Annotated in this window: 15 protein-coding genes; 12 read left to right on the forward strand and 3 right to left on the reverse strand. The window is 70.6% G+C overall.

Translation table 11 applies throughout. The features are described from left to right. Positions 1 to 16 precede the first annotated feature (16 nt). A complete protein-coding gene (locus tag Y958_RS13320; RefSeq protein ID WP_088872348.1) occupies positions 17 to 1054 on the reverse strand; it encodes an aldo/keto reductase in 1038 nt (345 codons plus the stop codon). Positions 1055 to 1144: 90 nt separating this feature from the next. Then, positions 1145 to 1789, reverse strand: coding sequence for an arylesterase (locus Y958_RS13325; RefSeq protein ID WP_186291193.1), 645 nt, complete (start codon positions 1787 to 1789; stop codon positions 1145 to 1147). Between the two features lie 76 nt (positions 1790 to 1865). Here Y958_RS13325 and Y958_RS13330 point away from each other — a divergent pair, with 76 nt between their 5' ends. From Y958_RS13330 to Y958_RS13355, 6 genes are read left to right on the forward strand one after another with little or no spacing between them, the layout of a single operon-like run. After that, positions 1866 to 2576: an ABC transporter ATP-binding protein gene (locus Y958_RS13330; protein WP_088872350.1), complete on the forward strand. Its 711-nt coding sequence runs from the start codon at positions 1866 to 1868 to the stop codon at positions 2574 to 2576. Between the two features lie 7 nt (positions 2577 to 2583). After that, on the forward strand, positions 2584 to 5145 hold the full coding sequence (locus tag Y958_RS13335) for an ABC transporter permease (protein ID WP_088872351.1): 2562 nt from the start codon (positions 2584 to 2586) through the stop codon (positions 5143 to 5145). A gap of 41 nt (positions 5146 to 5186) precedes the next feature. Then, entirely contained in the window at positions 5187 to 5492 is a 306-nt protein-coding gene (locus Y958_RS13340) for a BrnT family toxin (protein WP_088872352.1), read from the forward strand. Beyond that, on the forward strand, positions 5473 to 5787 hold the full coding sequence (locus tag Y958_RS13345; protein WP_088872353.1) for a BrnA antitoxin family protein: 315 nt from the start codon (positions 5473 to 5475) through the stop codon (positions 5785 to 5787). Before Y958_RS13340 ends, Y958_RS13345 begins: the two co-directional genes overlap by 20 nt. Positions 5788 to 5797: 10 nt before the next feature. Next, the gene (locus Y958_RS13350; RefSeq protein ID WP_040850312.1) at positions 5798 to 6085 is read left to right on the forward strand and encodes a nucleotidyltransferase family protein; all 288 of its coding nucleotides are present in this window, start codon (positions 5798 to 5800) and stop codon (positions 6083 to 6085) included. Beyond that, positions 6085 to 6435, forward strand: a complete 351-nt coding sequence (locus Y958_RS13355; RefSeq protein ID WP_050898739.1) for a HepT-like ribonuclease domain-containing protein — start codon at positions 6085 to 6087, stop codon at positions 6433 to 6435. Before Y958_RS13350 ends, Y958_RS13355 begins: the two co-directional genes overlap by 1 nt. A gap of 141 nt (positions 6436 to 6576) precedes the next feature. Here Y958_RS13355 and Y958_RS13360 read toward each other — a convergent pair whose 3' ends face one another. After that, positions 6577 to 7620, reverse strand: a complete 1044-nt coding sequence (locus Y958_RS13360) for an NAD(P)/FAD-dependent oxidoreductase (RefSeq protein WP_088872354.1) — start codon at positions 7618 to 7620, stop codon at positions 6577 to 6579. A gap of 254 nt (positions 7621 to 7874) precedes the next feature. Between Y958_RS13360 and tsaE the strand changes: the two genes are divergently transcribed. The 6 genes from tsaE (at position 7875) to Y958_RS13390 (ending at position 17568) form a co-directional block, all read left to right on the forward strand. Next, the gene (gene tsaE, locus Y958_RS13365) at positions 7875 to 8384 is read left to right on the forward strand and encodes a tRNA (adenosine(37)-N6)-threonylcarbamoyltransferase complex ATPase subunit type 1 TsaE (RefSeq protein ID WP_088872355.1); all 510 of its coding nucleotides are present in this window, start codon (positions 7875 to 7877) and stop codon (positions 8382 to 8384) included. Continuing rightward, a complete protein-coding gene (locus Y958_RS13370; RefSeq protein WP_088872356.1) occupies positions 8381 to 9409 on the forward strand; it encodes an aminoglycoside phosphotransferase family protein in 1029 nt (342 codons plus the stop codon). Before tsaE ends, Y958_RS13370 begins: the two co-directional genes overlap by 4 nt. Before the next feature lie 4 nt (positions 9410 to 9413). Further along, positions 9414 to 10211, forward strand: a complete 798-nt coding sequence (locus tag Y958_RS13375; protein WP_088872357.1) for a nucleotidyltransferase family protein — start codon at positions 9414 to 9416, stop codon at positions 10209 to 10211. A 4-nt stretch (positions 10212 to 10215) separates the two neighbouring features. Beyond that, positions 10216 to 13248, forward strand: a complete 3033-nt coding sequence (addB, locus tag Y958_RS13380; protein ID WP_088872358.1) for a double-strand break repair protein AddB — start codon at positions 10216 to 10218, stop codon at positions 13246 to 13248. Next, positions 13245 to 16772 (forward strand): double-strand break repair helicase AddA, encoded by a 3528-nt coding sequence (gene addA / locus Y958_RS13385; protein ID WP_088872359.1) that lies wholly within the window; start codon positions 13245 to 13247, stop codon positions 16770 to 16772. Before addB ends, addA begins: the two co-directional genes overlap by 4 nt. 94 nt (positions 16773 to 16866) lie before the next feature. Then, positions 16867 to 17568: a glutathione S-transferase gene (locus Y958_RS13390; protein ID WP_088872360.1), complete on the forward strand. Its 702-nt coding sequence runs from the start codon at positions 16867 to 16869 to the stop codon at positions 17566 to 17568. The last annotated feature ends 4 nt before the right edge of the window (positions 17569 to 17572 follow it).

Here is a 17572-nt window from a genome sequence, read left to right on the forward strand (position 1 = left end):
CCCGTCCGGCCGGCCCTCAGGGGCAGGGGGAGGGGTTGGACTGGTGCACGGCTTCGATCTCGTCGATCACCGCGTCGCTCAATGTAACGTCGGCCGCGGCGATGTTGCTTTCAAGGTTGGCCATGCTGGTGGCGCCGATGATGACGGCGGTCATGAAGGGCTGGCGCAGGGCGAAGGATATCGCCATCTGCGTCGGATTCAGGCCGTGGCGGCGGGCAATGTCCAGGTAGCGCGCCACGATGGGGTCGACCAGCGGCCCGCCGTAGCGGGACCCGCGGGTGTCGATGGCGCGGCGCGAGCCCGCCGGCATGGCGCCGTTCAGGTACTTGCCGCTCAAGGTGCCGCCGGCCAGGGGCGAATAGCCCAGCAGTCCTACCTGCTCGCGCACCGCCACCTCCGCCAGGTCGGTATCGAAGACGCGGGACAGCAGGTTGTAGACGTTCTGGATGCTGGCGATGCGCGGCAGTCCCTGCCGTTCCGCCGCGCGCAGATAGGCCATGACGCCCCACGCCGTCTCGTTCGACACGCCGATGTGCCGGACCTTGCCGGCCGTCACCAGCTCACCCATCGCCGCCAGCGTCTCCTCGATGGGCACGCCGCCGTCGCTGTACAGCCCTTCCGGCGCGCCCCGGCCGAACAGGGCCAAGGGCCGCTGCGGCCAATGCACCTGGTAGAGGTCGATGTAATCGGTGCGCAGGCGCCGCAGGCTGGCGTCCACGGCGGCATGGATGTTGGCGCGGTCCAGCCGGTGCTGGCCGCCGCGCACCCAGGGCATGGGGCCAGGGCCGCTGACCTTGCTGGCCAGGAAGACCTGGGTACGCCGGCCGGTGGCCTGGAGCCAGGTGCCGATGATCTCCTCGGTCTTGCCATAGGTATCGGCCGTGGGCGGCACGGCATACATCTCTGCCGTATCGAAGAAGGTGACGCCCCGGTCGAAGGCGTAGTCCATCTGCGCATGGCCTTCCGCCTCGGTATTCTGGCGGCCCCAGGTCATCGTGCCCAGGCAGATGGCGCTGACGGTGATGTCGGTACGGCCGAGACGGCGGTGTTCCATGGGGGGTGTCCTTGAAAGACGGGAAAAGGTTAACGCCTGTCTACGCGAGGTCAGCTGCGGGGAATAGCCCCGGCGACGCTGTGAACCCCCCTATTTGCCCGACGCCGCGCCACCGTTCAGCGTCGTCAGCGCCTTGGCGACCAGGGGCTTCAGCCCCCGGACCATGATGGCCACGCCGTCGCCGTTGGGATGCATGCGGTCGGCGATGGTCAGCTTCGGGTCCAGCGCCACGCCGTCCAGGATGAAGGGATAGAAGGGCAGCGCGTACTGCTTGGCCAGGTCCGGATAGATCTTGTCGAAGGCGGCGACGTAGTCGGCGCCGAGGTTGGGCTGGGCCTTCATGCCGGCCAGGATGGCGGGGACGTGCCGGTCCTTCAGGGTGGACAGGATCTTGTCCAGGTTGGCGCGGGTGGATTTGGGATCGATGCCGCGCAGCATGTCGTTGGCGCCCAGTTCCACCACCACCAGGTCCGGCTTGTCGCCCAGCATCCAGTCCAGGCCGGCCAAGCCACCGGCCGAGGTCTGGCCGGAGACGGCGGTGTCGCCCACCGTGACATCGAAGCCGTCCTGGCGCAGCGCCGCCTCCAGCTGGCGCGTCAGCCCCTGGCCGGGCGGCAGGTTGTAACCGGCCGACAGACTGTCACCCAGCACCGCCACCTTCAGCGGCCGGGCCTGGGCGGTGCCCGTCACCAGGCCCAGGGCCAACAGCGAGGCCATTAGAAAGGAAAGTCGCATTGCCGGTATTCCTGTTGAAATAAAAGGGGCCCGGGCCATATCGGCTGGAGACCTTCAGCCCGAAAGCCACGCGCCCATGCCCCCTGTCCAGCCCGCCCTGGAATTGAACGGCCTGACCCTGACATTGGAAAGCGCCGCCGGGCGCGTCAACATCCTGAAAGGCATCGACCTTTCGATCCAGGCGGGGGAACGGATCAGCATCGTCGGGCCCAGCGGGTCGGGAAAATCGTCACTGATGATGGTCATCGGCGGGCTGGAACGGCCCACCGGCGGCACGGTCACGGTGGCGGACCAGACACTGAACAGTCTGTCGGAGGACGCGCTGGCCCGCTTCCGCCGCGATCATGTGGGGATCGTTTTCCAATCCTTCCACCTCATGGCGGCGATGACGGCGCTGGAAAACGTGGCCTTGCCCATGGAACTGGCGGGCGAGGCCGACGCCTTCGACCGCGCCCGCGACGGCTTGGCGGCCGTGGGCCTGTCCCACCGATTGGACCATTATCCCGGCCAGCTGTCGGGCGGCGAACAGCAGCGCGTGGCGTTGGCCCGCGCCTTCGCCCCCCGGCCCCGCCTGATCCTGGCGGATGAACCCACCGGCAACCTGGACCAGGAGACGGGGGAGCAGATCATCCGCCTGATGTTCGACCAGGCGCGCCGCCACGGCACCACCCTGATCCTGGTGACGCACGACCCCGGCCTGGCCGCCCGCTGCGACCGCACCATCCGCCTGGCCGACGGCCGGGTGGTGGAGGATACCGCCGCGGCGCGCGCAGCGCTCGCGGATTGAGGTCGCCATGGTCAGCCTCACCGAACTCAAGCTGGCGGCCCGGCTGGCGCGGCGCGAACTGCGCGGCGGCATCCGCGGCTTCCGCATTTTCCTCTTGTGTCTGGTCCTGGGCGTGGGCGCCATCGCCGCCGTGCAGTCGGTGGCAGGCGGCATCCAGCGGTCCCTGACCCAGGACGGCCGTGCCATCCTGGGCGGCGACGCATCAGTCCGCGTCCTCTACCGCGAGGCGACGGCGGAGCAGCGCCGGTGGCTGGAGGGCCAGGGCACCGTGGCCGTCACGGCCGACATGCGGGCCATGGCGCGCAAGGCGGCCGATACCACCGGCGGAGAAACCGGCCTGGGCGCCAGCGGCCTGGTGGAGCTGAAGGCGGTGGACGGCCGCTACCCCCTCTATGGCCGGCTGACATTGACGGATGGCGGCAGCGACGTGCAGGGGCGCCTGGCGGCGCACGGCGGCGTCTACGGCGCCTTCGTCGACGACACCCTGGCCACCCGCCTGTCGCTGAAAATCGGTGACAATCTCGTCGTTGGCAACGCGACGGTGGAGGTGCGCGGCATCATCGACCATGAGCCGGACAAGGCGGGATCGGGCAGCATCGCGCTGGGGCCCCGTCTGATGATCGCGATGGACGCCCTGCCGGCCACCGGGCTGATCCGGCCGGGCAGCCTGGTCAACTGGTCCTACCAGTTGCGCCTGCCGGAGGGCAGGGACGCCGCCGCCTGGGCCAAGACCGTGGACCAGACCTTCCCCGACGCCGGCTGGCGGGTACGCGACTTCCACAACGCCGCCCCGCAGCTGACCCGCTTCATCGACCGGCTGGCCCAGTTCCTGACCCTGGTGGGCCTGACGGCCCTGTTGGTGGGCGGTGTGGGCGTGGGCAACGCCGTGCGCAGCCACATGGACGCCAGCGTCCATTCCATCGCCACCCTGAAATGCCTGGGCGCGCCCGCCCGCCTGATCTTCCAGGTCTATCTGATGCAGATCCTGGCGCTGGCCGGGCTGGGCATCGCCGCCGGCCTGGTGCTGGGCGCCGTGCTGCCGCTGGCGGCGGGGCGCGCGCTGGCGGGCCTGCTGCCCATCACGGCGGAGATCGGCGTCTATCCCGGCCGTCTGGCCCTGGCCGCCCTGTTCGGCCTCACCACCGCGCTGGTCTTCTCCCTCTGGCCGCTGGGTCAGGCGCAGGGGGTGCCGGCGGCGCGGCTGTTCCGCGAGGGATCGGCCGGGCGCCGGGGCCGGCCGCCGGCCCTGGTGCTGGCGGCCCTGGCCTGGCTGGCGGCGGCCCTGGGCAGCCTGGCCGTGCTGACCTCCGTCGATCAGAAGCTGGCGGCCTTCTTCGTCATCGGGGCGGCGGCCACCCTGCTGCTGTTCCTGGGTGCAGGCACCGGCATCACCCGGCTCGCCCGCCTGCTGCCGCGCCCCCGGCGACCGTCCCTGCGCCTGGCGCTGACCAACCTGCACCGGCCGGGCAATTTGTCGGGCATGGTGGTGCTGTCGCTGGGCCTGGGCCTTACCGTGCTGGTGGCCGTGGCCCTGATCGAGGGCAACTTCCGCCGCGAGGTGGGGGAGAGCCTGCCGGCCAACGCCCCCAGCTTCTTCTTCGTCGACATCCAGCCCGACCAGCTGGACCAGTTCCGCCGGACGGTCATGGCCGTTCCCGGCGCGCACGATCTGGAAACCACGCCCAGCTTGCGCGGCACCATCGTGCGGGTGGAGGGCAAGCCGGCGCAGGAGCAGGTGCACGATCCCGACAAGAAGTGGGTGGTGAACGGCGACCGCGGCGTGACCTATCAGGCCACCGCCCCCGCCGGCGACAAGGTGGTGGCCGGCGCCTGGTGGCCGGCGGACTACAGCGGGCCGCCCAAGCTGGCCATCTCCAAGGACGTGGCGCAGGCCTTCGGCATCGGCCCCGGCGCCCACATGACCCTGTCCGTCCTGGGCCGCGAGATCGAGGCGGAGGTGGCGGTGGTGCGCGACCTGGACTTCACCACCCTGGGCATCAACTTCACCCTGGTGATGAGCCCCGGCGTGCTGGAGCACGCGCCCCAGACGCACCTGGCCACCGTGCGCGCTCCGGCGGAGGCCGAGGCCGCCATCCAGCGCGCCGTCATCCGGGCCTTCCCCAACATCACCGCCATCCGGGTGAAGGAGGCGCTGGCCACCGTGTCCACCATCATCGTCAACATCGGCATGGCGGTGCGGGTGGTGGCGGCCGTGACCCTGGTGGCCGGCACCCTGGTGCTGGCCGGCGCCATCGCCGCCGGCCACCGCCGCCGCGTCTATGACGCCGTGGTGCTGAAGGTGCTGGGGGCCGTGCGCGCCACCATCCTGCGCACCTTCCTTATCGAATACGGCGCGCTGGGCTTGGTGACGGCCGTCATCTCCGGCGCGCTGGGCACCCTGACCGCCTGGGCGGTGCTGACCAAGGTCATGAACATGAAGTGGGTGTTCCTGCCCCAGACCCTGGTGCTGACCGCCCTGCTGAGCACGGCCATCACATTGGCCTTAGGATTGGTCGCCACCTGGCGGGCGCTCAGCCAACCGGCCGCCCCGCTGCTGCGGGAGGAGTGAGGTGCCTTTCCGTATCTACGGATTTGTAGTAACACTTTCATATGAAGAAGCGCTTCGTATGGGATCCGGATAAGGCGGCCAGTAACGTCCGCAAGCACGGCGTCACCTTTGGGGCCGCCATCGTCGCTTTTGCGGACCCATTCGCGCTTACCACTCAAGACCGTTTCGAAGATGGCGAGGAGCGTTGGCAAACCCTCGGCATCGCGGAGGGATTCATGCTGCTCATGGTGGCCCACACCATCTGGGAATTGGATGAAAACGGCGAGGAGTTGGAAATCATCCGCATTATTTCGGCCCGCCGGGCCGATCGACAGGAAAGGCGACGCTATGAACAAGAAACTCGTTAGCGTGACCATCGACTTGGCCAATCCCCCACGTTTGAGCGAGGAGGAAAAAGCCCAGTTGAAGGCCTTGGCCGAACGGCCCGAGAGCGAAATCGACTACAGCGACATCCCCCAGACGACAGATGAGTTCTGGAAGAACGCCGTGCGTGGCCGCTTCTACAAGCCGACCAAGACTTCCACCACCTTACGGATCGATTCCGACGTACTGGCCTGGCTGCGGTCCCAGGGCAAGGGCTACCAGTCCCGTATCAATGCCATTCTGCGGCGGGAGATGTTAGCTTCCCTCAAGAACGGCTGAAGAGGCGGCGATGAATCAGGAACAGGCGGTCAGCAAGCTGCGGGCCCATGAGGCCGAACTGCACCGGGCCGGCGTGGCGCATCTGTTCCTGGTGGGTGGGCCGGCGGCGCCGGAGCGCGAAGGCGGTGTGGACCTGTTCCTGGACAGCGACAACCCGCGCTTCAGCCTGATCGAACTGGCGGACATCCAGGACAAGGTGCGCGCCATCCTGGGCCGGCAATCCGAAGTCACCACCCGCGACGGCCTACACCCCCAGTTGCGCCCGGGGATCGAGGCCGACGCCTTGCGCGTGTTCTGATGATGCGGCGGAGCGTCATTCTGCGCCTGGGCGACCTGCGTGAAATCCTGGATGGGATCAGCGGCATCACCGCCGGCACCGCCTATCCGGAGTTCGCCGAAAGCTGGGGCCTGCAACGCGCGGTGGAACGATCACTGGAGATGGTGTCGGCCGCCGTCCGGCAATTGCCACCCGACGTGAAGGCGGCGGAGCCGGACATCCCCTGGCGCCAGATCGCGGCCATGGGCCAATTGTTGCATCCCCCCGACCGCCGGGTGGCCACCCGCGTGCTGTGGAACAGCGTGCTGGAACACCTGCCCCCCCTGTCGGACGCCATCGACCGCCTGATCGTGCGCGAGGAGAGCCGCTGACAACCTTTCCCTTCGCACCAATTGAAGCGAAGCGACCAGGCCGCGACTGCGGCCGTCGGAAGTTTTCGGGGAGCGTAGCGGACTGGAAACTGAGGATGAGCCAAGCGGGCGGACGCCCGCGCCCGGCGTTTGAGGGAACACTTAACTGCCGGGAACACCCCGGCTGGTGGAATACTCGAAGTGCAGCGCCTCGCCCGGGTGGACCAGCGGGTGGATGGCGTGCACGGCCATGGCGGCCTCGGCGAAGCCGCACAGGATCAGCTTCACCTTGCCGGGGTAGGTGGCAATGTCGCCAATGGCGTAGACGCCCGGCACGTTGGTGGCCATGGTGGCCGGGTTCACCGCCACATGGTGGTGTTCCACGTTCAGGCCCCAGCTGGCGATGGGGCCCAGGTCCATGGCCAGGCCGAAGAAGGCCAGCAGGGCGTCGGCGGGCAGGGTCTTCTCCTCCCCCTCCAGCGTCGCGACCTTCACGCCGCTCAGCCGGCCGTTTTCCCCCTCAAGGCCTGCCAGCTGGTAGGGCACGACCATGTCAATGACGCCGTCCTTGGCCAGCTGGTCCAGGCGGGCGGCGCTTTCGGGTGCCGCGCGGAACTTGGCCCGGCGGTGCACCACCATGACCCGCCCCGCCACCTCGGACAGCGAGATGGCCCAATCCACGGCGCTGTCGCCGCCGCCGGCGATGACCACGCGCTTGCCCGCGAAATCCTGGCGGCGGCGCACCAGATAGTGCACCGACTTGCCCTCATACTCGCCCAGGCCGTCCAACGGCGGCTTGTTGGGGCCGAAGGCGCCGCAGCCGGCGGCGACCAGCACGGCGCGGCAGTCGATGGTGGTGCCCTTGTCGGTGCCCACCAGCCAGCGGCCATCCTGGCCCGGGGTCAGGGTTGTGACCTGCTGGCCCAGATGGTAGTTGGGCTTGAAGGGGGCGGCCTGTTCGGCCAAGCGGTCGATCAGGGTGGCGGCCTCCACCTGCGGATAGCCCGGGATGTCGTAGATGGGCTTTTCGGGATAGAGGGCGGTACACTGGCCGCCCACCATGTCCAACGCGTCGACCACGTGGCAGTCCAGCTTCAGCATGCCGCATTCGAAGATGGCGAACAGGCCCACGGGGCCGGCGCCGATGATGCAGACGTCGGTGCGGTGGACGCCGCCGGGGGCGATGGTCTCAAGCTGGCTGGACATGGGTCTGGTCTACTCCTGGCACGGTACTTGGGCGCACGGCACGCGGGGACCGGCGGCGAAGGGCGTGTCCAAAGGGGTACGCACGGCCGGTCGGCGGTTCGGGTTGCTTTCATCACGCGAATTGATGCGCTAATCAACTGCCCAGTTTGCGGGGCCCAGTTTGCGGGGTGCGTCCCGCCTGGATGCTTGCTCCGGTAACCTACGCCGCCGCAGTATCCGCCGTCGGCCCCCGCCATCCCACCCTCAGGAGCCCCATGCCCCACGCGCTGACATTGGATCTGGCTGATGAGCGGGCGACGGCCGACCTGGCGGCGCGGCTGGGCCGCCTGTTGCGGCCGGGCGACGTGGTGGCCCTGTCGGGTGACCTGGGGGCGGGCAAGTCCGCCTTCGCCCGCCACCTGATCCGTAGCCTGGGCGATGCCGAGGAAGAGGTGCCCAGCCCCACCTTCACCCTGGTGCAGACCTATGACCTGCCCGGCTTCCCCCTGTGGCATTTCGACCTCTACCGCCTGACGGAACCGGATGAGGTGCTGGAACTGGGGTGGGAGGAGGTTATTCATGAGGGCGTGGCGCTGGTGGAGTGGCCGGTGCGCTTGGGCCCGCTGCTGCCCGCCAACCGGCTTGACCTGGACCTTGCCATCACCGGGCCCGAAAGCCGGCGCGCCACCCTGACGGCTCACGGCGCCTGGGCCCGCCGCCTGGATACCCCTGATTGGGCCTCCGAGATTGGGGCCGCTGAGACTGGGAAAGCTTCCGAGCCATGAGACTCGACACGCCGCCCCGTGAGACCGTCATCCGCCGCTTCCTGGACCAGGCCGGCTGGGGTGCCGCCCGGCGCCAGCCCATGGGCGCCGACTGGTCGGCCCGCCGCTATGAGCGCCTAACCCTTAACGGCGCCACCGCCATCCTGATGGATTGCCGGGACGAGGTGGCGGCCAGCCAGGTGCCGCCCTTCGTCCAGATCGCCGGCCTGCTGCGCGACTGCGCCCTGTCGGCCCCCCTCATCCTGGCGGGGGATGAGCCGCAGGGCCTGTTGCTGATCGAGGATTTCGGCGGCGACGACTACGCCCGCCTGTTGGACAGCGGGGAAGAGCCGTGGCAGCCGCTGTACGAGGTGGCGACCGACGTGCTGGTCACCCTGCACCAGCGTTTCGTGCCGGCCTCCGCCCCCGACCTGTCGCGCTATGACGTCGGCCTGTTCCGTGACCAGGTCATGCTGTTCGCCGATGCCTTCGCGCCCGTGGTGCGCGGCCGTGTCTTGCCGGCCGGCGCCTGGGACGAGCTGGCCGAGGCGTGGGAGGGGGTGCTGCCCGCCGCCCTGTCCCTGCCGCCCACCCTGCTGCTGCGCGACTACCACCCTGGCAACCTCATGCGCCTGAAGGGCCGCGCCGGCGTGGCGGCCTGCGGCCTGCTGGATTTCCAGGATGGCGGCATCGGCCCCCGCGCCTACGATCTGGTGTCGTTGCTGGAGGATGCGCGGCGCGACGTGCCGGAGGAGTTGCGCCAGGCCATGACCCTGCGCTACCTGGCAGCCTTCCCGGGCATCCACCAGGGGGCCTTCAGGGCGTCCGCCGCCATCCTAGGCGCCGTGCGCCACGCCCGCATCCTGGGCCGGGTGGCGCAACTGATCCAGGCCACCACCGGCGCGCCGCAGCTGTCCTTCCTGCCCCGGGTGTGGGGCCAGTTCACCGGCGCCATCCGCCACCCCGCCTTGTTGCCGATTGCCCACTGGGTGGAACGCCACCTGCCCGCTAACCTTGACGCCGATACCATCGTCCGGAGTTTCTGACGCGATGTCCGCCTCTGCCGCCGCCGTTGCCAACCCCGCCCCCACCGCCTCCGTCCCCCACACCGCCATGGTGCTGGCCGCCGGCCTGGGCCTGCGCATGCGCCCGCTGACCCTGACGCGGCCCAAGCCGCTGGTGGAGGTGGGCGGCGCCCCGCTGCTGGACCACGCCCTGAACCGGCTGGCCGAAAGCGGCGTGGAACGCGCGGTGGTGAACACCCATCACCTGGGCGCCATGATCGAAAGCCATCTGGCCGGCCGGTCCAGCCCCGCCATCACCCTGTCGCCCGAGGCGGACCTGCTGGAGACGGGCGGCGGCGTGCGCCACGCCCTGCCCCACCTGGGCGCCGACCCCATCTTCGTCGTCAACGCCGACATCCTGTGGCTGGACGGGCCCATCCCGGCGCTGAAGCGGCTGGCCGCCACCTGGGACCCGGCGGTCATGGACGTGCTGCTGCTGATGATGCCGACGGTGGCCGCCGTCGGCTATGACGGCCCCGGCGATTACCACATGGAAGCCGACGGCCGCCTGCGCTATCGCGCCGAGGGCGAACTGGCGCCCTTCGTCTTCGCCGGCGTCCACATCGTGAAGCCTGAGCTGTACCACGCCATCACCGAGAACCGTTTCTCCAACCTCAGGCTCTGGCAACAGGCGGAGGAGGCGGGGCGCCTCTACGGCATGCGCCACGACGGCGTCTGGTTCCATGTCGGCACGCCCGACGCGGTGGAGGAGGTGAACACCCTGCTGGGCCACCCCATCCTGCACGACGCCAAGCTGAGCCAGCCGCGCAAGGCCGAGCCCTGACCCGATGACGTGGCCTGCCGCATCAGGGGAGGAGACCGGCACATCCCTGTTCACCATCGCGCCCGGGCTGCCGTTCGTGGACGCGCTGGCGGCCGGCATCCTGGCGCGGGTGGGCGATGACCCGCTGGCCCTGTCGCGGCTGACCGTCCTACTGCCCACGGTGCGCGCCGTGCGCTCCCTGCGGGAGGCCTTCCTGCGCCTGTCGGGCGGCAAGCCCATCCTGCTGCCCCGCCTGTCGCCCCTGGGCGACGTGGACACGGACGAGGTGGTGTTCACCCAGGGCGGCACCGAGCTGCCCCAGGCCGTGCCCGCCCTGCGCCGGCAGCTGCTGCTGGCCCGCCTGGTCATGCGCGCGCCCGACCTGGCCGCCACCCCCGCCCAGGCCGTGAGCCTGGCGGGCGAGTTGGCGCGCCTGCTGGATGAAGTGCAAACCGAGGGCTGCAAATTCGAGGATTTGGCCCGCCTGGTGCCGGACGACTACGCCCAGCACTGGCAGGTGACCCTGCGCTTCCTGGAAATCATCACCCAGCATTGGCCGGCCCTGCTGGAAGACGAGGGCGGCGTGGACCCGGCCAGGGAGCGCGAACTGCGGCTGAAGGCCCTGGCCGAAACCTGGCGGACCAAGCCGCCGCCCGGCCCCGTCATCGCCGCCGGATCCACCGGCAGCATCCCTGCCACCGCTGACCTGCTGGCGGTGGTCGCGGCCTTGCCCCAGGGCGCCGTCGTCCTGCCCGGCCTGGACCTCGATTGCGATGAGGCCACCTGGCAGGATTTGGACGAGGCCCACCCGCAATACGGCCTGAAGCGCCTGCTGGAACGGCTGGAGATCCGCCGGGGCGCGGTGCGGCCCTGGCCCCTGCCCGACCCGTTGCCGGAGATCATGGCGCACCGCCGCAGCGCCCCCGCCCGGGCCCGCCTGGTGGCGGAGGCCCTGCGTCCCGCCGGCACGACGGAGGCCTGGCAGGACCTGTCCGCCAGCGCCCTGGCGGCGGCGGCCGACCAGGCCCTGGCCGGCCTGTCGCGCCTAGATGCCGCCACCCCGCAGGAGGAGGCGGGCGCCATCGCCCTGATGATGCGCGAGGTGCTGGAGACGCCGGGCCGAACGGCGGCCCTGGTGACGCCCGACCGCGACCTGGCCCGGCGCGTGGCCCTGGCGCTGAAGCGTTGGGACATCGCCGTCAACGACAGCGCCGGCCTGCCGCTGACGCAAAGCGCGGTGGGCAGCTATCTGCGCCTGCTGGCCGACTGGGCGGCGGAGCCGGCCCCCCTGGCGCTGCTGTCCCTGCTGAAGCACCCCCTGGCGGCGGGCGGGCAGAACCCATCCTTCTTCCGCGCCCAAGTGCGCGACCTGGAACGGGCGGTGCTGCGTGGCCCGCGACCGGCAGACGGTTTCGAAGGTCTGCGCCTGGCCCTGGCCCAGGCGGAGCCCCGGCGCTTCGACAGCCACGGCGACCCGGACGCCCACCGCGCCCGCCTGTCGGCCTTCATCGACGGGCTGGAGGAAATCCTGCGGCCCCTGCTGGCGGCCATGAGCGGCACGGGCAAGACCCTGGCCGGCTGGCTGGACCTGCATGCCCATACGGCGGAGGCCCTGGCCGCCAGCGACACGCAATCGGGGGCCGATCGCCTGTGGCGCCTGGATGATGGCGAAGCCGCCGCCGCCTTCGTGGACGAATTGCAGGACGCCGGCCACGATTTCCCCGAGCTGGGCGGGCCGGACTATGCCGCCGTCATCAGCGCCCTGATGGTGGGCCGCGCGGTGCGCCCCCGCTATGGCCTGCACCCGCGCCTCTACATCCTGGGCCTGCTGGAGGCGCGGCTACAGCAATTCGACGTCATGATCCTGGGTGGCCTGAACGAGGGCACCTGGCCGCCGCAACCCAAGGCCGACCCCTGGCTGTCGCGCCCCATGCGCCAGCGCTTCGGCCTGCCCACGCCGGAGCGGCATTTGGGCCAGACGGCGCATGACTTCGCCCAGGCCTGCGGCGCCGCCACCGTGGTGCTGACCCGGTCGGAACGGGTGGAGGGCACGCCCACCGTGCCGTCGCGCTGGCTGCTGCGGCTGGACACGGTGCTGAAGGCGCTGGGCCGTCCCCGCGCTTTAAGCATCACCATGGGCCGTTGGACCGCCTGGACGGAGGCAATGGACACGCCGGCGGCGGTGCGGCCCTGCCCCCCGCCGGAACCGCGCCCGCCCGTGGCCGCCCGGCCGCGCCGCCTGTCGGTCACCCAGGTGGAGACCTGGATGCGCGACCCCTACGCCCTCTACGCCCGCCACGTCCTGCGCCTGGAGGCGCTGGATCCCCTGGACGCCGACCCGGGGGCGGCCGACCGCGGCACTATGATCCATGAGGCGCTGGACGACTTCATCAAGGCCAACCCCGGCACCCTGCTGCCCGAGGACGCGCGCGAGCAGCTGCTGCGCTTCGGCCGCGTGGCCTTTGCCCCCTATAGCGGCCAACCCAGCCTGGAGACCTTCTGGTGGCCCAGGTTCGAGCGCATCGCCGACTGGTTCCTGGCGCTGGAGCAGGAGCGGCGGGCCGGCGGCGTCCAGCCCCTGGCGACCGAGGCCAAGGGCACCCTGACCCTGGAGACGGCGTACAAGCCGTTCGAGATCATCGCCAAGGCCGACCGCATCGACCGCCACCCCGACGGGTCCGTCGCCATCATCGACTACAAGACCGGCACCCCGCCCCGGGCCAAGGACGTGGAGCTGGGCTTCGCCCCGCAGCTGCCGCTGGAGGCCGCCATCGCCCTGTCCGGCGGTTTCGGCCTGCGGGCACCGGTGGTGGAGCAGCTGGCCTTCTGGCGCCTGACGGGGGGTGAGCCCGCCGGCCAAGTGGTGGCCCTGAAACTGGACCCCGCCCGCCTGGCGGCGGAGGCGGTGGAGGGCTTGCGCCAGCTGATCGACCTGTTCGACCAGGAATCCACCCCCTACCGCTCCCAGCCCCGGCCCGGCATGGCGCCGCGCTATTCCGACTATCTGCACCTGGCGCGCGTGGCCGAGTGGTCGGTGGGCGACGGGGGGGAAGCATGAGCGAGGCGCGCCCCCAGGATCGCCCGATCGACCCCACGGTCAAGCAGCGCCAGGCCTCGGACCCCGAAACCTCGGTCTGGGTGGGGGCGTCGGCGGGTACCGGCAAGACCAAGGTGCTGACCGACCGGGTGGTGCGGTTGATGCTGGCCGGCACCGAGCCCGGCCGCATCCTGTGCCTGACCTTTACCAAGGCGGCCGCGGCGGAAATGGCCAACCGCATTGCAGAACGCCTTGCAAGTTGGGTGGTCATGGCGGACGGCGACCTGACGCAGGCCCTGGCCGACCTGAACGGCCGCCCGCCCACGCGGGATGAGGTACTGACCGCCCGCCGCCTGTTCGCCCGCGTGCTGGACACGGCCGGTGGCATGAAGATCCAGACCATCCATGCCTTCTGCCAGTCCCTGCTGCGCCGTTTCCCGCTGGAGGCGCGGCTGCCACCCAATTTCCAGGTGATGGACGACCGCACGGCGGCGGAAGCGCTGGCCGAGGCACAGGCCCACATGCTGGCGTCCGCCCAGGACCGACCGGACACCCCCCTGGGCCGGGCCCTGAAGCGCCTGGCCGGCGCCCTGAACGAGGAAAGTTTCGCCGAGCTGCTGGCCGACCTGGTGGCCCAAAGGGGCCGCATCCGCCGCATCCTGGATGCGCACGGCGGCCTGGACGGCACCGTCGCCGCCCTGTTCCGCCACCTGGGCGTGGGGCCGGAGGAGACGGAGGCCGGCGTGCTGGCGGCCGGCTGCCGGGACGAGGTGCTGGACGTCACTGGCCTGCGGGGGGCCTGCGCCGCCTTGGCCGAGGGCACGGCCACGGATGTGGAACGCGGCCTGGGCATCCAGCGGTGGCTGGACCAGATCGACCGCCGCCTGACCGATATCGCGGCCTATCGCCAGCTGTTCCTGACGGCGGACGGTACGGTACGCTCCCGCCTGGCCACCAAGGGCGCCTTGGCCGCCAATCCGCGCACCGCCGACATTCTGGCCCAGGAAGGCCAGCGCCTGGTGGCATTGCAGGAGCGCCTGCGCGCCGTGACGGTCGCCCATTCCACCGCCAGCCTGCTGACCCTGGCCGGCAGCATGCTGGAAGGCTATCAGCGCTGGAAGGACAGCCGGGCGCAACTGGACTTCGATGACTTGATCCTGGCGGCCAGCGCCCTGTTGACCGGCGACGCCCAGGCCTGCGCCTGGGTGCTGTACAAGCTGGACGGCGGCCTGGATCACATCCTGATCGACGAGGCGCAGGACACCAACCCGGAGCAATGGCGGGTGGTGAGCGCCCTGGCGGAGGAGTTCTTCGCCGGCGAAGGCCAGTCGCAGGCCCGGCGCACCCTGTTCGTAGTGGGTGACGAGAAGCAGTCCATCTTCAGCTTCCAGGGTGCCGACCCGGCGGAGTTCGCCCGCATGCGCCGCACCTTCCAGGCGCGGGTGCAGCAGGCGGAACGTCCCTGGGCCATCGTCGACCTGGAAACCAGCTTCCGGTCCGTCGGCGCCGTGCTGCAGGCGGTGGATACGGTGTTCGCGCAGCAGGAGGCCCGGGACGGCGTGTCGGCGCAGGCCATCCGCCACCGCCCCTTCCGCCAGGGCATGGCGGGCACGGTGGAGCTGTGGCCCCTGGTGCGGCCCGGCGATGGGGCGGACACGCCGGCCTGGTCCCCGCCCCTGCACCATGAGCCGGAAGACAGGCCCCAGGCCCGCCTGGCCACCGTCATCGCCGACCAGATCGCCCATTGGATCGCCAGGGGGGAGGTGCTGGAGGCGCGCGGCCGCCCCCTGACCGCCGGCGACATCCTGGTGCTGGTCCGCCGCCGCAACGCCTTCGTCCAGCAGCTGGTGCGCGCGCTGAAGGAACGGCGCGTGCCGGTGGCGGGCGTGGACCGCATGGTGCTGACCGAGCAGCTGGCCGTCATGGACCTGATGGCGGTGGGCCAGTTCCTGCTGATGCCGGAAGACGACCTGACCCTGGCCACCGTGCTGAAAAGCCCCTTCATCGGCCTGGATGAGGAAGCGCTGTTCACCCTGGCGCACGGGCGCGGCGGCCGCCTGTGGCCGGCCCTGGTGAAGCGGGCGGAAACGGACATGCGCTTCCAGCCCGCCTACGCCTGGCTGCGCCGCCTGCTGGGCGAGGTCGACTACACCGCCCCCTATGAGCTGTTCGCGGGCCTGCTGACCCGGCCCTGCCCGGCCGACCCGGTCAGCGGCCGGCGGGCCCTGCTGGGCCGCCTGGGGGCGGAGGCCATCGACCCGGTGGATGAGTTCCTGAGCCTGTGCCTGGGTTTCGACCGCGCCCATCCGCCGTCCCTGCAAACCTTCCTGCACTGGCTGGCCGCCGGAAAGACGGAAGTGAAGCGCGAGCTGGACACGGGCGCCAAGGATCGCGGGCCGGAGGGCGGGCAGGTGCGCATCATGACCGTCCACGGTTCCAAAGGCCTGCAGGCGCCGGTGGTCATCCTGCCCGATACGACGCGCAAGCCGGTGACCAGCCCCCGCATCCTGTGGCCCCACGGAGACGAAGAGGGCGGCGATGACGATGGCGGCTCCGCCCCCGGCGTCCCCCTATATGCCCCCCGGCGGGAGCAGGAGGACGTGAAGGCCCGGGCCGCCCGCGCCGCCGCCGACCGCCGGCGCGACCAGGAATACCGCCGCCTGCTGTACGTGGCCCTGACCCGGGCGGAGGACCGACTGCATGTCTGCGGCTATGAGGGCAAGACGGCCACCAGCGACGACACCTGGTTCCGCCTGACGGAACGGGCGCTGGCCGCCGTGGCGCCCAGCCGGGCCTTCGACCTGACCGCCGTGTCGCGCCAGGGATGGGTGGGCGACGGCCGGGTGCTGTCGGAGCCGCAGACCCGGCCCCCGCCCACCCAACGCGCGGGGCGCGACGGTGCCGAGGCGGTCCCCCCCGCCCCCGCCTGGCTGCTGGCCCCACCGGCGGCCGAGCCCGCCCCGTCGCGCCCGCTGGCCCCCTCCCGCCCGGATGGGGAGGAACCGGCGGTGCGGTCGCCCCTGGGCGACGGCGAGGCGAAAGAAGCCCGCCGCTTCAAGCGCGGCACCTTGATCCACAAGCTGCTGCAGCTGTTGCCGGAAATGCCGGTGGCGGCCCGGGCCGGGGCCGCCCGCCGCTGGCTGGACCGCCCGGCCCATGGCCTGGACGAAGCCGCACGAGAGGAAATCTGGTCGGAAACCCTGCGCGTGCTGAATCACGATCAGTTTGCCGACCTGTTCGGTCCCGACAGCCGGTCGGAAGTGCCCCTGGTGGGCACGGTGGGCACGCGCCCCCTGGCGGCGCAGATCGACCGGCTGGTGGTGACGGCGACCGAGGTCAAGATCGTCGATTTCAAGACCAACCGCCCGCCGCCCCGCACAGCGGAGGAGATTCCCGGCCTGTACGTCTCGCAGATGGCGGCCTACCGGGACGCCCTGAGGCGCATCTATCCGGATCTGGCCATCCGCTGCCTGCTGCTGTGGACCGACGGCCCCTTCATCACCGAGGTCGATCCCGCCCGCATGGACGCCGTCATTTTAGGCTGAACCTTATCGCGCGCCAGGAGTTACCCAAGAGGGGGGATACAAGAGGGGGATAATTGGGTGATGGGCCCACCAGCCTACCGGAGGACCCCAGACGATGTCCGACTATACCTTGTACTACTGGCCTGTCCCCTTTCGGGGGGAGTTCATCCGCACCATCCTGGCCCATGCCGGCAAGGCCTGGGACGAACCCGAGGTAAGCACCCTGGTGGAGGTGATGGAGGAAGCCCCGGGCGACCAGCCGGTGCCCTTCATGGGTCCGCCCGTGCTGGTGGACCGCGCGGCCGATTTCACCGTGTCGCAGATGCCGGCCGTCGCCCTATACCTGGGCGACATCCTGGGCCTGTTGCCGTCTTCGCCGCAGGACCGGGCCATGACCCTGAAGATCGTGGCCGACGCCAACGACGTGATCGACGAGATCACCCTGAACGGCGGGCGGGAAATGTGGACACCCGCAACGTGGATGGACTTCGTCCCCCGGCTGCGGCGCTGGATGTCCATTTTCGAGGCGACCGGCCAGCGCCACGGCCTGCAACGCGACCATGGCCTGATGCTGGGCGGCGGCACCATCGGCGTGGCCGACATCGTCACCGCCACCCTGTGGTCCACCCTGCGCCGTGTCTTCCCCGGCATTGGCACGATCCTGGATGAGACGGCCCCGGGGATCGCGGCCCTGAGCCGCCGGGTCTGGCAGACGCCGGCCCTGGCCGCCTGGGACAAGGAGTCCGTCCGGCGCTATGGCGACAGCTATTGCGGCGGCCAGATCGAGAAGTCGCTGAAGAAGTCGGTGAACGGCTGAGCGC

It is taken from the genome of Nitrospirillum viridazoti CBAmc, assembly GCF_000730165.1.
Lineage (GTDB): Bacteria > Pseudomonadota > Alphaproteobacteria > Azospirillales > Azospirillaceae > Nitrospirillum > Nitrospirillum viridazoti.

What these genes read in the sequence shown, in the direction of transcription:
- Y958_RS13360 (WP_088872354.1), bottom strand. Translation starts at nt 7,620, where the DNA reads ATGTCCAGCCAGCTTGAGACCATCGCCCCCGGCGGCGTCCACCGCACC.
- Y958_RS13320 (WP_088872348.1), bottom strand. Translation starts at nt 1,054, where the DNA reads ATGGAACACCGCCGTCTCGGCCGTACCGACATCACCGTCAGCGCCATC.
- tsaE (WP_088872355.1), top strand. Translation starts at nt 7,875, where the DNA reads ATGCCCCACGCGCTGACATTGGATCTGGCTGATGAGCGGGCGACGGCC.
- Y958_RS13350 (WP_040850312.1), top strand. Translation starts at nt 5,798, where the DNA reads ATGAATCAGGAACAGGCGGTCAGCAAGCTGCGGGCCCATGAGGCCGAA.
- addA (WP_088872359.1), top strand. Translation starts at nt 13,245, where the DNA reads ATGAGCGAGGCGCGCCCCCAGGATCGCCCGATCGACCCCACGGTCAAG.
- Y958_RS13370 (WP_088872356.1), top strand. Translation starts at nt 8,381, where the DNA reads ATGAGACTCGACACGCCGCCCCGTGAGACCGTCATCCGCCGCTTCCTG.
- Y958_RS13335 (WP_088872351.1), top strand. Translation starts at nt 2,584, where the DNA reads ATGGTCAGCCTCACCGAACTCAAGCTGGCGGCCCGGCTGGCGCGGCGC.
- Y958_RS13355 (WP_050898739.1), top strand. Translation starts at nt 6,085, where the DNA reads ATGATGCGGCGGAGCGTCATTCTGCGCCTGGGCGACCTGCGTGAAATC.
- Y958_RS13375 (WP_088872357.1), top strand. Translation starts at nt 9,414, where the DNA reads ATGTCCGCCTCTGCCGCCGCCGTTGCCAACCCCGCCCCCACCGCCTCC.
- Y958_RS13390 (WP_088872360.1), top strand. Translation starts at nt 16,867, where the DNA reads ATGTCCGACTATACCTTGTACTACTGGCCTGTCCCCTTTCGGGGGGAG.
- Y958_RS13330 (WP_088872350.1), top strand. Translation starts at nt 1,866, where the DNA reads ATGCCCCCTGTCCAGCCCGCCCTGGAATTGAACGGCCTGACCCTGACA.
- Y958_RS13325 (WP_186291193.1), bottom strand. Translation starts at nt 1,789, where the DNA reads ATGCGACTTTCCTTTCTAATGGCCTCGCTGTTGGCCCTGGGCCTGGTG.
- addB (WP_088872358.1), top strand. Translation starts at nt 10,216, where the DNA reads ATGACGTGGCCTGCCGCATCAGGGGAGGAGACCGGCACATCCCTGTTC.
- Y958_RS13340 (WP_088872352.1), top strand. Translation starts at nt 5,187, where the DNA reads ATGAAGAAGCGCTTCGTATGGGATCCGGATAAGGCGGCCAGTAACGTC.
- Y958_RS13345 (WP_088872353.1), top strand. Translation starts at nt 5,473, where the DNA reads ATGAACAAGAAACTCGTTAGCGTGACCATCGACTTGGCCAATCCCCCA.